Below are 14,339 nucleotides of genomic sequence, written 5' to 3' on the forward strand. Positions count from 1 at the left end.
GATGCTCCTTACTAGGCAGTGGGCGACCGCTTTCGTGCTGGCTGCCCAAGGGATTGGGGGCGCTCAGAAGAATTCGGTGTAACGCTGGATTTCCCAGTCGGAGACGTGGCGGCAGTACTCCACCCACTCCATGCGCTTGAGCTTGATGAACTCATCGACGATCTCGGCGCCCAGCACTTCGCGGAACAGCGGGTCGGCCTCCAGGGCGTCGGCGGCTTCCTTCAACGACTGCGGCAAGGTCTTGATGCCACGTGCGGCAATCTCTTCCAGGCTCAGGTTGTAGAGGTTCTCGTTGCACATCTCGCCCGGCTCCAGTTGGCGGTCGATGCCATCGAGGCCGGCGGCAATGATCGCGGCGGTGACCAGGTAGGGGTTGCAGCCAGCGTCCGGCAGGCGGAACTCCAGGCGGCCATAAGGGATGCGCACCATCGCCGAGCGGTTGTTGGCGCCGTAGGCGACAAACGCCGGGGCCCAGGTGGCGCCGGAAAGCGAGCGGCCGACCACCAGGCGCTTGTACGAGTTGACCGTGGGTGCGGCGAAGGCGCACAGCGCCGGGCCATGGGCCAGCAGGCCTGCGGCAAAGTGGTAGGCCAGCTTCGACAGGCCCATGCCGCTGCTGTCGGACGGGTCATGGAACAGGTTCTTGTTGGTGCTGCTGGCCAGCGACAGGTGGAAGTGCATGCCATTGCCGGCGCGCTTGGGGTCGGGCTTGGGCATGAACGAACAGATCATGCCCAGGTCGTTGGCGATCTCGCCGGCGGCCATGCGGAAGAAGGTGAAGCGATCGGCCGACTCCATGGCGTCGCTGTAGGTGTAGTTGATCTCGAACTGGCCGTTGGCGTCCTCGTGGTCGATCTGGTAGATGTCGAAGCCCACCGGCTGCAACGCCTCGGTCAGGCGCTCGAGGAACAGCCGCGAACGCGACAGGCCCTTGTAGTCGTAGCACGGCTTGTCGAGGTTGTCGGAGGCATCCACCAGTTGCAGCTTGCCATCCTCGTCGCGGCGGAACAGGCTGAATTCGGGTTCCAGGCCGGTGTTCAGGGTCCAGCCCTTGTCGGCCAGGCGCTGCACCTGCTGCTGCAACACATGACGGCTGTCGTAGGGCCAGGGTTGGCCGTTCACGTGGCCTACGCACACCACCCGGCCGTAGCCGGGCTGCCACGGTACCGGGATCAAGGTGGAAAGGTCGCCGCGGGCCATGAAGTCGGGGCCGTGCGGCTCCATGCCCATGCCGCAGATGGCGAACCCGGCAAAGCCGGCGCCCTCCTCGGCCACCATCTTCAGGCCCGAGACCGGCACCGATTTGGTCTTCGCCGAGCCATGGATATCGACGAACTGTGCCAGCACGTACTTGATGCCGTGCTGATCGAGGGTGCGCTGGGTTTCTGCTGGCAACATGGGTTGAACACTCCTGGGCAAGGGGCAATGATTCCGCATGAGAAACTTACTTTCCTAGCAGGAATGCAATGCGCTTGCCAACTTTGTTCAGGGTGCAACCTTGTGCCTGTTCGGGTCTCTTCGCGCGCCTGTGGGAGCGGGTTCACCCGCGAAGAGGTCCGCACCGGCAACCCAAAACCCAAGCAGATTTCCATGCTCCATTTATGGGAAACTTGTTTTCACCCGAGGAAAGATGCAGCCACCGTAGCTGCATTTCGCACTTTCCCAGTGCGAAAACTTTATTCTTGAACTGAAACCGTGCAGGACATTCGATGCCAACCGAAACCGAAACCGAACCGCGCCTTCGCCTGGAGCAGTACCTGGGCCTGCAGATCAAGCGCCAGCGCCAGGCCCAGTCCCTCAAGCTCGCCGACGTGGCGCGCATCGCCGGCATCAGCCAAGGCATGCTCAGCAAGATCGAGAACGCCCAGGTATCAACCAGCCTCGACACCCTCAGCCGCCTGTGCGATGTGCTGGGCATGCCGATGGCCAAGCTGTTCAGCCAATATGACCAGCCCGACGGCAATGCCTTGTTGGTGAAAGCCGGTGAAGGGCTGGAGGTGGTGCGCCGCGGTACCGAGAAAGGCCACACCTACCATTTGCTCAATCACGCCAGGGGGCCGAAGAAGAACTTCGAGGCGTACATGGTGAGCATGGACGACGCCAGCGAAGAGTTCCCGACCTTCGCCCACCCCGGCACCGAGTTCCTCCACTTGCTGGAGGGTGAACTGGTGTACCGGCACGGCAACCAGCTCTATCACATGCAGGCCGGTGACAGCCTGACCTTCGACGGCGAGACCCCGCACGGCCCCGAGCAGTTGGTGCAAGTACCCATCCGCCTGTTGTCGATCATGAACTACAGCGACGAGTGACGCGGCGCGCCAGGCACCCGCGGAGAACAGGATGCCAACCGCTGCGCACACTGATGCAAGCGACTAAGCGCCCTCAGGCAGCAGACTGCGATCGAACATGAACGCCCGCTCCCCCTGTGGCGTGTACTGATATAACTGCTGCGGCCGGCCCAGCCTGGGCTGGTTCTTCTCCCCGGTGTCCCTCACCCACCCCAGCTCGCGCAAGCGCTCCAGGCGTTTGCGCAGCGAGGTGTTGTTCACCGCCTGCCCCAGGCAAGCCTGCATCGCGCCTAGCGCATCCAGCACAGTGAACTTCTCCGCCAGCAGGTACAGCGGCAGGCTGCTGTACACCGTCTTCGCCGCCAGCCGCTCACGGGCGCGCTCCACCAACAGGTTGTGATCAAAGGGCAACAGCACCTTGCGCGCCAATACGCTGTCCAAGTCGAAAAACGCCAGTTGCTCGCCCTCGACGGCCTGCCCGGGCTCGAGCAAAGCCAGGTAGTAGGTGCTGAGTGACCATCCACGCGGGTCGCGAAAGGCATTGCCCTCGGTACCTACCTGTTCCATGTAGCACGGTACAACCTGGGTTTTCTCGCGCAGTGCACGCTCGGCCGCAGCTTCCAGGCTGGTGTCGGGGGTGCGGCCATTGACGATCACCCCGGGCAAGGCCCATTGGCCGGCATGCGGTTCACGCTCACGACGGTGCAACAGCACCTGCAGATGCTGAGCTTCGGGGGCCATGCGCAGGGCGACGATATCGACGCTGGCCAGGACTTCGACTGCATTCACCGGGGGACTCCTTGTTCAAGGCCTTCATAATCCACCAGGGTGTATAAGTAAGGCAACAACAAATCCCGAACAAGATGGCACTTGACATACTTAATACACCAGGTGAACTATATAGCCATGTCAGCAAGGAGAACCGCCATGAAGATCGCCAGTTTCGATGTCGACGCCCAGAACGGCTTCACCAACAACGTGCCACAAGAACTGCCGGTTCCTGAAGGCGATGAAATCGCGGTAGATCTTAATACCATGGCGTTACGCGCCGACCTGCGCCTGGGCAGCAAGGACGCCCACCCGGCCAACGCCGCCTGGGTAGTCGCCGACCCCGCGCACATGCTGCAGCCCCTGCAGCTGGCCAACGCCGACCTGACCTGGGTCAGCCACTGCGTGCCCGGCACACCCGGCTTCGAGTTGCTGCCCGGCCTGCCGGCCCCCATCGACTATGACTATTTCGTATGGAAAGGCGTCGAGCCCGACCTGCACCCCTACGGCGCCTGCTACCACGACCTGGCCGAACGCCGCTCCACCGGGGTGATCGAGTACCTCAAGGTGCAGCAGGTGGGCGCGGTGATCGTCGGTGGCCTGGCCCTGGACTATTGCGTCAGGACCACTGCGCGCCAATTGCGCCAGGCCGGCTTCCAGGTGCTGTTGTACCTGCCGGCCTGCCGCGCCCTCACCCAGGCAGGCGCCATCGAAGCATGTGGCGCCCTGGCCGCCGAGGGCGTGATCCTCTGCGGCGACGAAGCCGCGCTCGACTACCAGCTCTCTCTGATCAAGGAAGACCGCCCATGAGCGACAGCGTTTTCGGCCCACGCATCATCCAGAACCTGCTGGACACCGATTTCTACAAGATCACCATGATGCAGGCGGTGCTGCACAACTACCCCAATGCCGAGGTGGAATGGGAGTTTCGCTGCCGTAACGGCGAGAACCTCGCACCTTACCTGGCGGAAATCCGGTATCAGGTCGAGCAACTGGCCGATGTCAGCGTCACGCATGACCAGCTCGCCTATCTGGAGAAGATCCCGTTCATCAAACCGGATTTCATCCGTTTTCTCAGCCTGTTCCGCTTCAACCTGCGCTATGTGCAGGTGGGGCTGGATGATGCCGGGCAACTGGCGATTCGCGTGCGCGGGCCGTGGTTGCACGTGATTCTCTACGAGATCCCGCTGCTGGCGATCATCAGCGAGGTGCGCAACCGCTACCGTTATCGCGAGGTGGTGATCGAGCAGGTCCGCGAGCGCCTGTATCAGAACCTCGACTGGCTGAAGGCCGAGGCCAGCGCCGAAGAACTGGCCGGTTTCCAACTGGCCGACTTCGGCACCCGGCGGCGCTTCTCCTACCGGGTGCAAGAAGAGGTGGTGCACATTCTGAAGCGTGACTTCCCGGGCCGCTTTGTCGGTACCAGCAACGTGCACCTGGCCCGCGAATACCAGCTCAAGCCGATCGGCACCATGGCGCACGAGTGGTTCATGGCTCACCAGCAACTCGGCCCGCGCCTGGTCGACAGCCAGGCTGCCGCGCTGGAATGCTGGGTGCGGGAGTACCGGGGGCTGCTGGGCATCGCCCTGACCGACTGCATTACCATGGACGCGTTCCTGGGCGACTTCGACTTGTACTTCGCCAAGCTGTTCGATGGCCTGCGGCACGATTCGGGTGATCCGCTGGCCTGGGCGGAAAAGGCCATTGCCCACTATGAGCGGCTGGGGATCGACCCCAAGAGCAAGACCCTGATCTTTTCCGACGGGCTGGACCTTGCCAAGGCGCTGGGGTTGTACCGGGCGCTGCATGAGCGGATCAATGTGAGCTTTGGCATTGGTACCAGGCTGACCTGCGATATCCCGGGCGTGGAGCCGATGAATATCGTGATCAAGATGACGGCCTGCAATGGGGCACCAGTGGCCAAGATTTCCGACAGCCCGGGCAAGACACAGTGCCGGGATGAAAACTTCGTGGCGTACCTCAAACATGTTTTCAATTGCTGAAGGGTGGCACCCTTCTTCGAGTGGAAGCGCACACGCATGTTGTAATTAAACGTTTCCACTCCTCGCCCTTTGTACTGCGATAAATCAGAGCTGGTTGCACATCACAAAAGCTCAGGGCTTACTGTACTTGGCTCGATATCTACCGTATATGGCACTACTTCCATTTGGAATAACGCGGGCGACGGATTGCATTGCCCAATCGTCCTGTACGCGCCAAACTCACTGGTCATATGGCCGGTCAGCGATCCCCCCATTGGCGGGCCGAGCAAGGAGGCGGCTCTAAAGTACCGGGCGCTACTACCGGACATACCGTCCATTCATGACCTTGCCAGTCGTGGCGTGTTCAGCGCACTAGCGTTATGCCCGACCACGACGCGAGACAATGCTTGGCAGAGGCAGATTCGGCTCCCGAATCCGGTGAACCGAATGTAGTCGCGATAATCGACGCGTATGCCTATCGCAGGGACAACTAGAGAAGCGTCCGCGCCATCCCCAAAACGTACTCAATGTACAGGGAGGCGCCATGCATACCACCCGTAACGCCCTGGTGGTGTTGGCCCAACACCAGCACGATGACCTGGCCCTGACCATTTTGGCACTTGCTGCGCCGGTGCCCGAGCCCGGTGCTGATGGTCAAGCATGCCAATCCTTGGACAGAGCGCCCCATCCTTACAGCCATTGACGCCGGCAGCGACGACCTCAAGCATCGTGTGCTGCAGGTTGGCATCCTCAGCCACGGCCACGACATCGCCCACCTCAGTCATGCCAGCCTGCACATGATGAGCGCCTACCCTTACCCGATGCTGTCGGCAGCCGACCCCATATTCCAGCTCAAGGAAAGCATCCTGACCTTCTACCATGAGCAGTGCCAGGGCTATCAGGACGAGTTCGATATCGACGACCAACACCTGCACCTTGCGGAAGGCCCTGCCGACCAGCTGATTCCGCATGTCGCCCATCAGCTAGGCGCCGCCCTCACGGTTCTCGGCAGCGTGGCGCGCAGAGGCCTGAGTGGCGTACTGCTAGGTAACACCGCCGAATTAGTACTTGATGCCATGGAAAGTGATGTGCTGGTGCTCAAACCCTGGGATGTCATCCGTGAATTGGAAGCGCTGGCCGCTCACCACTGAGCAGACGCCTGATAGCCGCTCCCGGGCATGAGCCCGGGAGCAAACGGCAGAGTCAACTTGAATGACGAAAATGCAACTATGCTCGGTCTGAATACCGAAACTGATTGAAAGGCAGGTCTGCCGGAGGTCTAAAGTTGCGAATCGCTTTTCTGGTGAACCGGGACGTAGAGAGCAACCTCACTCTCAATTTACTGTTGCCCGAGATTCACGAGAGCACAGTGGGAATATTCCTCTCGGAGAGAGTGGGATCGGCCAGGAACGTGTCACGCATGCTCGGACAACTGGCATTGATCGAGCAGGACTTCTTCAATGCCTTGGCCCCTGGATTAATCGGATCGAGCGACCAGGTCAGCAGCGGGCATCGATTCGGTTTTGCAGAACTGCAGCAACGCTTTGGGGTTCCTGTACGGGTATTGCCCAGCTTGAGTGATCCTGCGGGCCTGCAAATGCTGCAGGACGCGGGAGCAGATCTGTTCATCTCAATCCGCTTTGGTCAAATCCTGAAGAATGAAGCGCTGGCAATTCCGTCACGTGGCGTCCTCAATCTTCACTCTGGCCTCTTGCCTCAGTATCGAGGTGTTCTGGCGACCTTCCGGGCGCTGCTGAACGGGGACCCGGAGATCGGCTGTACGCTCCATTGGATCGACAGTCCCGGCATTGACGTTGGTCGCATCATTGAGACTGCCAGGGTGGCAGTCGAAAAGGAGCGCTCCTTGCTGTGGCACATCCTTTCACTTTATCAACCAGGCGCGCGTCTCATCCTGAACGCAATCAGGCGACTGGAGCGCGATGAGCCTATGACGGGAACGTCTCAAGATCGATCTGCCGGGGCCTACTACTCCTTTCCCAGCGAGGATGACCTGACGCGGTTCACGGCATTGGGGTGGCGGCTCTTCGATCGCGAGGACGTATGGGATCTTTTCGAATCGTACGGATTTCCGTTACGGATAAACACGCTTTGAGAGCTGAGCGGCGGGGTACCGCACCGCATTCAAGAACCGTGAGAAACCTGTGGGAGCGGGCAAGCCCGCGAAGAAGCCAGCACAGTCACCCCACCTCTTGCAGGCCAACACACAACTCCAGAAACCGCGCCGCAGCCCGCGACGGGGTGGCTGCATGCGGCACCAGAATGGAAAACCGGCGCACCAACGCCTGCGGCATAACCTGCAACCGCTGCAACGCCCCGTCCTCATGTCGGATCGACATCGCCGACACAAAGCCAATCCCCATCCCGGCTCGCACTGCCTCCTTCACCCCTTCCACGCCAGCAATTTCCAGCGCCACGCGCATCGCCACGCCGCTGCGGGCAAATGCCCGCTCGACGATCTGCCGCACACCCGAGCCGCTCTCGCGCAGCACCAACGGGTAAGCCCCCAGCGACGCCAGCGTGTGTCGGTCACTGCCAGCCAGAGGATGACCACGCGGCACGATGGCCACGATCTCGTCTTCCCGCCACGCCGTCACCGACGTCCCCAATGGCAGCTCCTGCCCAGGCGGCCCTTCGATCAGGGCGATATCGACGCTGTCCAGCGCAGCGACGATTTCTGCCGTATTGCCGTTGGAAGTGCTCACCAGCACCTCCGGGTAGCGGGCATGGAAATCGGCAATCAGGTAAGGCAGCAGATAGCTGGCCGGCGTGGTACTGGCGCCGATGCGCAAGGTACCGCGCTCCAGCCCGCGCATGGCCTCGCGCAATGCCTGGGCCTGACGGAAGGTTTCGCGCAGGCGCTCGGCATGGGCCAGCAATTGCTCGCCAGCTGCTGTAAGCCGCACACCACGGCCGGCGCGCTGATACAGCGGCTCGCCAAAGGCCTCCTGCAGCAGTTTGAGCTGGCCAGACACCGCCGGCTGCGACAAGTGCAGGGCTTGGGCCGCATGGCTGATGTTGCCGTGCTCGGCGACGGTGGCGAAAGTTATCAGTTGTTCTGGGGTCATGAATGAAAAATATCAGCTAAACGGATATTTGCCATCCCAAATTACGATTTTTTATAAGCTTATAACCAGATTAACGTAAGCCATGTCGAAACACCTTTCCGGAGGACTCACATGGCCACGGCTCCGTCCAACCCCGCCTTTGCACCTACCCTCTCTACCCGAGGGCGGCTCAATGGCATCCTGTTCGTCGCGCTGTTCGCGCTTGCGGTCACCCAATTGGCCGCCCTGCCCGCCATCGCCAACCTGGGTATCAGCCCGCTGATCGTCGGTATTGTCGCCGGTGCGCTTTACGGCAATGCACTGCGTGACGGCGTTCCCGCCAGCTGGGCGGCGGGTATCAACTTTTCCGCCCGCGGCCTGCTGCGCATTGCCGTGGCCTTCTTCGGCCTGCGGGTAAGCCTGCAGGAAATAGCCGAAGTCGGCTGGTCCGGGCTCATCGTGTCGTTGCTGGTGGTGTCCAGCACCCTGCTGATCGGCCTGTGGTGTGGCATGAAGCTGTTCAAGCTGGACCGCGATACCGCCTTGCTGACCGCCGCAGGCAGCGCCATCTGCGGCGCCGCTGCGGTTCTGGCCTTCGAGTCGGCCCTGCGCAGCGCACCGCATAAAAGCGCCATGGCGGTTGGTAGCGTGGTGCTGTTCGGCACCCTGTCGATGTTCCTCTACCCATTGGCGATCAATGCCGGCTGGCTGCACCTGGATACCATGGGCGCCGGGCTGTTCCTGGGTGGCACCATTCACGAGGTGGCCCAGGTGGTCGGTGCGGCCAGCAACGTCAGCCCCGAGGCCACGCATATCGCCACCATCGTCAAGATGACCCGGGTGATGCTGCTGGTACCGGTGCTGCTGGTGGTGGGCCTCTGGATCAGCCGCGCGCGCCAGCCGGGCCAGGCACAGGGCAACGGGCGCATCGCCATGCCCTGGTTCGCCTTCGGCTTCCTCGCGCTGGTACTGGTGAACTCGCTGCAGGTGTTGCCGGGCAGCGTGACGCAGGCGGTCAACAGCCTGGATACCTTTGCCCTGACCATGGCCATGACCGCGCTGGGGATGGAGACACGCTTCAGCCAGATTCGTCAGGCTGGGCCGCGGGCCCTGGCCACCGGGGCGATTCTCAACCTCTGGCTGGTGTTTGGTGGCGTGGCGATTACCCTGGCCGTGCAGAGGCTGTTGGGATGATTTGAGAGCGAGTCGCCTGCTTCGCGGGTAAACCCGCTCCCACAGGTACGGCGCAGGTTCTGAAAGCAACGCGATACCTGTAGGAGCGGGTTTACCCGCGAAGCAGGCGGCTCGGTCTGATGAGGTTTTTGTTGCTCCCCCTCGTTGCCGTCCAAATTTCTCGGTATGGTGTTGTCAAAGAAGGATGTTTTACCCGCACAGGAAAGACTTAGATGCCTCAACGCCATGTCATCAATGCATCCGTCAGCCCCAAAGGCAGCCTGGAGACGCTGTCACAACGTGAAGTGCAGCAACTGAGTGAAGTCGGTACCGGTAGCCTTTACACCCTGTTCCGCCAGTGCGCCCTGGCCATCCTCAACACCGGCGCCCATGTCGACAATGCCAAGACCATCCTCGAGGCCTATCAGGACTTCGAGGTGCGTATTCATCAACAGGACCGCGGCGTGCGCCTGGAGCTGCTGAATGCCCCGGCCGACGCTTTCGTCGATGGCGAAATGATAGCCAGCACCCGTGAAATGCTGTTCAGCGCCCTGCGCGACATCGTCTACACCGAAAGCGAGCTGGCCAGCCAGCGCATCGACCTGGAAAGCTCCCAGGGCATCACTGATTACGTGTTCCACCTGCTGCGCAACGCTCGCACCCTGCGGCCGGGCGTGGAGCCGAAGATGGTGGTGTGCTGGGGTGGCCATTCGATCAGCAGCGAGGAGTACCAGTACACCAAGAAGGTCGGCCACGAGCTGGGCCTGCGCAAGCTGGACGTGTGCACTGGCTGCGGCCCGGGTGTGATGAAGGGCCCGATGAAGGGCGCCACCATTGCCCACGCCAAGCAACGCATGCACGGCAGCCGCTACCTGGGCCTGACCGAGCCCGGCATCATCGCCGCCGAAGCGCCCAACCCGATCGTCAACGAACTGGTGATCCTGCCGGACATCGAGAAGCGCCTGGAAGCCTTTGTCCGTGTCGGCCACGGCATCATCATCTTCCCGGGCGGTGCCGGCACGGCCGAGGAGTTCCTCTACCTGCTGGGCATCCTCATGCACCCGGACAACCAGGAGCTGCCGTTCCCGGTGGTACTCACCGGGCCGCGCAGCGCCGAGCCGTACCTGCAACAGTTGCACGCGTTCGTCGGCGCCACCCTGGGTGAAGCGGCGCATCGCTTGTACAAGATCATCATCGATGACCCGGCGGAAGTTGCCCGGCACATGGTCGAAGGGCTCAAGGCGGTCAAGCAGTTCCGCCGCGAGCGCAACGATGCCTTCCACTTCAACTGGCTGCTGAAGATCGAGGAGAGCTTCCAGCGCCCGTTCGACCCGACCCACCAGGCCATGGCCGACCTCGACCTGCGCCGCGAGCTGCCGGCCCACGAACTGGCTGCCAACTTGCGCCGGGCGTTTTCCGGCATCGTCGCCGGCAACGTGAAGGACAAGGGCATCCGCCTGATCGAGGAACACGGGCCGTATCAGATCCGTGGCGACAGCGCCGTGCTGGACCCACTGGGACGGCTGTTGCAGGCGTTCGTCGACCAGCACCGGATGAAGCTGCCGGGCGGCGCGGCGTATGTACCGTGCTACCAGGTGGTGACCTGATTCGCCATTCTTGCTTAGGCCCCATGGCCGGGGCCTGCAGCTATTTGGCTTTTTGGATGTGGGCCTTTACATCTAGTAGACATTCATTCGCGATGGTGGCGCTTAATCACCTTTCCGCCCTTACGGCGGGTCCCTTTTTGTCGTGGCAAAAAGGAACCCAAAACCGTCGGCTCCCATCATCCGGCCCCTACGCTTCGCTCCGGGGTCCCCTCGCTACGGGCCTGCTCCCGGGAGTACGCGCTGCAGGCCCCATCCATGGGGCCTCAGCGCTTGACGGGCATCCATGCCCGTCACCTCCCTCCGCAGTCCCTTCGCTCGGCCTCCTGAAGTCGCAATCGGCGGCGCCTGAACTATCGCGCTTAGAAGCAAAAGCAAAAAGCAAAGGCAAAGGCAGAAGCAAAGGCAAAACTGCTACTGGCTGAGGTCGGCCATCGGCCGTTCGACGAAGCGGATGCTGTCGCGCCCACCGCGCTTGGACTGGTACAAGGCGACATCCCCTTGCTCGATCAAGGCTGCCAGGCTCGTCGGCGGTTGGTCGAACAGGTTGGCGCCGATGCTCAAGGTGACCGGCTGCGGCGTAGGCACCGTCTTGCTTGCATACTGCTGAAACTGCTCGCGCAGCAGTCCACCCAGCTCCATGACCCGTTCGCTGCTCGCACCACACAGCAGAATGACGAACTCATCACCGCCCAGCCGCGCCGCCAGCGAGCGCTCGGGCAGCACCGTGCGAATCATCTCGCTCAGGGCAATCAGCAAGCGGTCCCCTGCAACATGCCCGTGCAGGTCGTTCACCAGCTTGAAGTTGTCGATGTCGATCAGTAGCAAGGCCCCGGGCTGCGTTGAATCCACTGCCTTGAAGAAAGGCCCCGCCCGAACCTCCAGTGCGCGCCGGTTGTACAGCGCCGTCAACGGGTCACGGGCCGCCAGACGGGCAATCCGCTCCTCTCGGCGGTAGCGCACGGTGCCGGTCATCGACAAGGCAATCAGCATGATCGCCATCGCACCTTCGACCAACGAAACCTGAATGATCAACCCACCGAAGGTGGCCAGGTCAATCAGCGTACCCGGTGTAATCGCAATGATCGCCTTGGCCACATAGAACAACCCATGAACCAGCAACACATAGCGCAACTGCACCGCGCCGACACTCAGCGACTTGCCATGCGGCCGCAACAGCCAGCTGGCCTTGAGCGTCAACAGCGCCACCAGCAACGAGTTGACCATCAGCATCACCTTCGACCACTGCGGCCCCACAGGCAACAGCAGCAAGGCGAACCACACCAGCACCACCAATAACCAGATACGCGACAGCCGCACCTGGGTGAAGCGCAACACGCCCATCAGGAAGAACCAGTGCGCCACCACCAGCAAGCCGTTGGCGAACCAGATGCCGATCAGCAACAAACCAATACCGCGCAGCAAGGCCAGGGTGGAACCAATCGTGATGGTGGCAAAGCCTGCGCTCCAGAACAGCAGCGACGGCTCGCGAACGCTGCGCCACTCGATCGCCAGGTACAACGCAGCCGCGGCAGCCAGGGCGATCGAGATAGTCAGCATCGTGGGTGGATCAAGCGCCATAAACGGATTGGCCTATCTGGTTAACGAGGAAAAGGCCCGATTGTATGCGCTCGTGATGACTTTTCAGAGGAGCCTTGCACCACCAGCCTGCAAATGATAGCCCAGCCCTGGCCAATACCCATGCGGGTGAAATGTCATATTGACATCAGCGTGTCATTTGCACCACAAAAACCGCTGTCGTTATGACAACGAACCAGCGCAACACGCCCATCTGCAGGGGCTGCCCTGCTGGCACGAAAGCTGAACCATTCTCTTTCGCCACTACCTGCCTTGCGGAAATAACCATCATGAAAAATATCCTCCTCCCTCTGGCAATGTCCCTGTCCATCGCCCTGCCCGCCTGCGCCGACGAGGTGCTCTCGGAAAGCCCCGACAACACGGTGGGCTATGGCGCCGGGGGCGTCACCGGCCTGATGGTCGGCGCCGCGCTCGGTGGCCCGTTCGGCGCCATCGCCGGTGCAGCCCTGGGTGCATTTGGCGGCGCCGCCGTGCAACAAGGCAGCGGGCACAGCGATGCAGCCTACGTGGTACGCCATGACGACGGCAGTACCCAGCGCTATCGCTCGCCCAATGCCCGCTTCAAGCCCGGTGACCAGGTGCAGGTGAGTGGTATTCGCCTGGCCCCTGCGCAGTAAGCCGTTGCCCGGACAAAAAGCTTACCAGTTGCCGCCCATGTGAGCTCAGGCGCTCCCAGTCGCGGAAACACAAACGTAGCTCCAGGGTGGCCCAGCTTTCCAACAGGGCCACCCGACGCACCGGCAGCTCCTGCTCGGCGCGCACGGCGGCTGTTCGGGCAGCATGGCCAGGTTCATCGCCAATTCCTCGATAAAGCGCTGCTAGTAGGGCTGCCTTCAGTTCAGAATAACCCTGTCTTTCTTCTGCCGCGGGTACCCCATGAACGCGTTACGCAGCCTGATCCAGCGCCAACTGCAAAGTGGCGCGCTGTACGCCGTACTGGCGGCCCTGGGTTTCAGCTTCAAGGCCATCTTCGTCAAGCTCGCCTATGCCGCAGGGGCGGTGGACGCCATCAGCCTGCTGGCATTGCGCATGGGGCTGTCGCTGCCGATGTTCGCCTGGCTGGTATGGGCCAGCCGTGGTCAGGGCAGCGCACCGCTCAACCTGGGCGATGGGCTGCGTGTCGCGTTGCTCGGGCTGCTGGGCTACTACCTGGCCAGCCTGTTCGACTTCTATGGCCTGCAGTACATCAGCGCCGGGCTGGAGCGGCTGATCCTGTTCACCTACCCGACCCTGGTGCTGGTGTTCCAGGCCATCGCCCTGCGTGAGCGGCCAAGCCTGCGCACCTTGTCGGCCATGGGCCTGTGCTACCTGGGGCTGGGCATTGCCTTTGTCCACGACGTCAGTGTGGCCGGGGCTGGCCAGCAGGTAGTGCTGGGCTCGCTGTGGGTGTTCGCCAGTGCGGTGACCTACGCGCTGTATTACTCCGGCACCGGAATGATGCTCAAGCGCATGGGCTCGATGCGCCTGGCCGGGTTGTGCGGTACTGCGTCGTCGCTGATGGTGCTGGCGCATTACCTGGTGGTGGCGCCGATCGGGCAGTTGTGGCAGTTGCCAGGCGCAGTGTGGGCCAATGCCGGGTTGATGGCGGTGTTTTCCACGGTGTTGCCGATCTACTGGGTGGCGCTGGCGATACAGCGCCTGGGGCCGACCCATACTGCCGCGGTGGGCAACCTGGGGCCGGTGCTGACGGTGATGGCATCGTGGGCGATCCTGAGCGAGGAGATTTCGCTGTATCAGGTCGTCGGGTTGGCGGTAGTGCTGTTTGCGGTGTCGCGGCTCAAGCCGCGGGGCAAACAGGAAACAAAGGTGGCTGAGGCCAGAGGTGCAGCAGCCTGACTGCGGTCACTGTGGGAGATTGCC

The 14,339-nt window shown here is 62.0% G+C and carries 13 protein-coding genes and 1 pseudogene; 9 read left to right on the forward strand and 5 right to left on the reverse strand.

Annotation, left to right across the window (positions count from 1 at the left end):
* Nucleotides 1–63: 63 nt before the first annotated feature.
* Nucleotides 64–1,398 (reverse strand): type III glutamate--ammonia ligase, encoded by a 1,335-nt coding sequence (glnT, locus tag KDB76_RS17795; RefSeq protein WP_013973042.1) that lies wholly within the window; start codon nt 1,396–1,398, stop codon nt 64–66.
* A 311-nt stretch (nt 1,399–1,709) separates the two neighbouring features.
* Between glnT and KDB76_RS17800 the strand changes: the two genes are divergently transcribed.
* Nucleotides 1,710–2,309 carry a helix-turn-helix domain-containing protein gene (locus tag KDB76_RS17800; RefSeq protein ID WP_023661047.1) on the forward strand — a complete coding sequence of 200 codons (600 nt, stop codon included), beginning with the start codon at nt 1,710–1,712 and terminating at the stop codon, nt 2,307–2,309.
* A 63-nt stretch (nt 2,310–2,372) separates the two neighbouring features.
* Here KDB76_RS17800 and KDB76_RS17805 read toward each other — a convergent pair whose 3' ends face one another.
* Nucleotides 2,373–3,077, reverse strand: a complete 705-nt coding sequence (locus KDB76_RS17805; protein ID WP_013973044.1) for an NUDIX domain-containing protein — start codon at nt 3,075–3,077, stop codon at nt 2,373–2,375.
* Between the two features lie 138 nt (nt 3,078–3,215).
* Between KDB76_RS17805 and KDB76_RS17810 the strand changes: the two genes are divergently transcribed.
* From KDB76_RS17810 to KDB76_RS17825, 4 genes and pseudogenes are all read left to right on the forward strand, one after another.
* Nucleotides 3,216–3,866 (forward strand): isochorismatase family protein, encoded by a 651-nt coding sequence (locus KDB76_RS17810; RefSeq protein ID WP_013973045.1) that lies wholly within the window; start codon nt 3,216–3,218, stop codon nt 3,864–3,866.
* Nucleotides 3,863–5,059: a nicotinate phosphoribosyltransferase gene (pncB, locus tag KDB76_RS17815; protein WP_013973046.1), complete on the forward strand. Its 1,197-nt coding sequence runs from the start codon at nt 3,863–3,865 to the stop codon at nt 5,057–5,059. Before KDB76_RS17810 ends, pncB begins: the two co-directional genes overlap by 4 nt.
* 593 nt (nt 5,060–5,652) lie before the next feature.
* Nucleotides 5,653–6,189 (forward strand): annotated as a pseudogene (locus KDB76_RS17820) (universal stress protein); the annotation flags it as partial.
* A 269-nt stretch (nt 6,190–6,458) separates the two neighbouring features.
* Nucleotides 6,459–7,151 (forward strand): formyl transferase, encoded by a 693-nt coding sequence (locus KDB76_RS17825; protein ID WP_230397101.1) that lies wholly within the window; start codon nt 6,459–6,461, stop codon nt 7,149–7,151.
* 85 nt (nt 7,152–7,236) lie between these two features.
* Here the strand turns inward: KDB76_RS17825 and KDB76_RS17830 are convergent, their stop codons facing one another.
* The gene (locus KDB76_RS17830; protein ID WP_023661049.1) at nt 7,237–8,124 is read right to left on the reverse strand and encodes a LysR family transcriptional regulator; all 888 of its coding nucleotides are present in this window, start codon (nt 8,122–8,124) and stop codon (nt 7,237–7,239) included.
* A gap of 111 nt (nt 8,125–8,235) precedes the next feature.
* On the opposite strand from KDB76_RS17830, the gene KDB76_RS17835 reads away from it, so the two are divergent.
* Entirely contained in the window at nt 8,236–9,297 is a 1,062-nt protein-coding gene (locus tag KDB76_RS17835) for a YeiH family protein (protein ID WP_013973051.1), read from the forward strand.
* Nucleotides 9,298–9,509: 212 nt separating this feature from the next.
* Complete coding sequence (gene ppnN, locus KDB76_RS17840) at nt 9,510–10,883, forward strand: nucleotide 5'-monophosphate nucleosidase PpnN (protein ID WP_003258655.1); 1,374 nt, start codon at nt 9,510–9,512, stop codon at nt 10,881–10,883.
* 411 nt (nt 10,884–11,294) lie between these two features.
* Here ppnN and KDB76_RS17845 read toward each other — a convergent pair whose 3' ends face one another.
* Both KDB76_RS17845 and KDB76_RS17850 read right to left on the reverse strand, forming a co-directional pair.
* Entirely contained in the window at nt 11,295–12,440 is a 1,146-nt protein-coding gene (locus KDB76_RS17845; RefSeq protein WP_038409787.1) for a GGDEF domain-containing protein, read from the reverse strand.
* 166 nt (nt 12,441–12,606) lie between these two features.
* Nucleotides 12,607–12,750: a hypothetical protein gene (locus tag KDB76_RS17850; protein WP_024087313.1), complete on the reverse strand. Its 144-nt coding sequence runs from the start codon at nt 12,748–12,750 to the stop codon at nt 12,607–12,609.
* On the opposite strand from KDB76_RS17850, the gene KDB76_RS17855 reads away from it, so the two are divergent.
* Nucleotides 12,749–13,096, forward strand: coding sequence for a hypothetical protein (locus KDB76_RS17855; RefSeq protein ID WP_024087314.1), 348 nt, complete (start codon nt 12,749–12,751; stop codon nt 13,094–13,096). The genes KDB76_RS17850 and KDB76_RS17855 overlap by 2 nt on opposite strands.
* A gap of 259 nt (nt 13,097–13,355) precedes the next feature.
* A complete protein-coding gene (locus KDB76_RS17860) occupies nt 13,356–14,315 on the forward strand; it encodes a DMT family transporter (protein ID WP_013973054.1) in 960 nt (319 codons plus the stop codon).
* Nucleotides 14,316–14,339 lie beyond the last annotated feature (24 nt).

The sequence above is a fragment of the Pseudomonas sp. JS425 genome (genome assembly GCF_018223845.1).
Lineage (GTDB): Bacteria > Pseudomonadota > Gammaproteobacteria > Pseudomonadales > Pseudomonadaceae > Aquipseudomonas > Aquipseudomonas asiatica.

What these genes read in the sequence shown, in the direction of transcription:
- KDB76_RS17860 (WP_013973054.1), top strand. Translation starts at nt 13,356, where the DNA reads ATGAACGCGTTACGCAGCCTGATCCAGCGCCAACTGCAAAGTGGCGCG.
- glnT (WP_013973042.1), bottom strand. Translation starts at nt 1,398, where the DNA reads ATGTTGCCAGCAGAAACCCAGCGCACCCTCGATCAGCACGGCATCAAG.
- KDB76_RS17850 (WP_024087313.1), bottom strand. Translation starts at nt 12,750, where the DNA reads ATGATGGTTATTTCCGCAAGGCAGGTAGTGGCGAAAGAGAATGGTTCA.
- KDB76_RS17830 (WP_023661049.1), bottom strand. Translation starts at nt 8,124, where the DNA reads ATGACCCCAGAACAACTGATAACTTTCGCCACCGTCGCCGAGCACGGC.
- pncB (WP_013973046.1), top strand. Translation starts at nt 3,863, where the DNA reads ATGAGCGACAGCGTTTTCGGCCCACGCATCATCCAGAACCTGCTGGAC.
- KDB76_RS17825 (WP_230397101.1), top strand. Translation starts at nt 6,459, where the DNA reads ATGCTCGGACAACTGGCATTGATCGAGCAGGACTTCTTCAATGCCTTG.
- KDB76_RS17855 (WP_024087314.1), top strand. Translation starts at nt 12,749, where the DNA reads ATGAAAAATATCCTCCTCCCTCTGGCAATGTCCCTGTCCATCGCCCTG.
- ppnN (WP_003258655.1), top strand. Translation starts at nt 9,510, where the DNA reads ATGCCTCAACGCCATGTCATCAATGCATCCGTCAGCCCCAAAGGCAGC.
- KDB76_RS17845 (WP_038409787.1), bottom strand. Translation starts at nt 12,440, where the DNA reads ATGCTGACTATCTCGATCGCCCTGGCTGCCGCGGCTGCGTTGTACCTG.
- KDB76_RS17800 (WP_023661047.1), top strand. Translation starts at nt 1,710, where the DNA reads ATGCCAACCGAAACCGAAACCGAACCGCGCCTTCGCCTGGAGCAGTAC.
- KDB76_RS17810 (WP_013973045.1), top strand. Translation starts at nt 3,216, where the DNA reads ATGAAGATCGCCAGTTTCGATGTCGACGCCCAGAACGGCTTCACCAAC.
- KDB76_RS17835 (WP_013973051.1), top strand. Translation starts at nt 8,236, where the DNA reads ATGGCCACGGCTCCGTCCAACCCCGCCTTTGCACCTACCCTCTCTACC.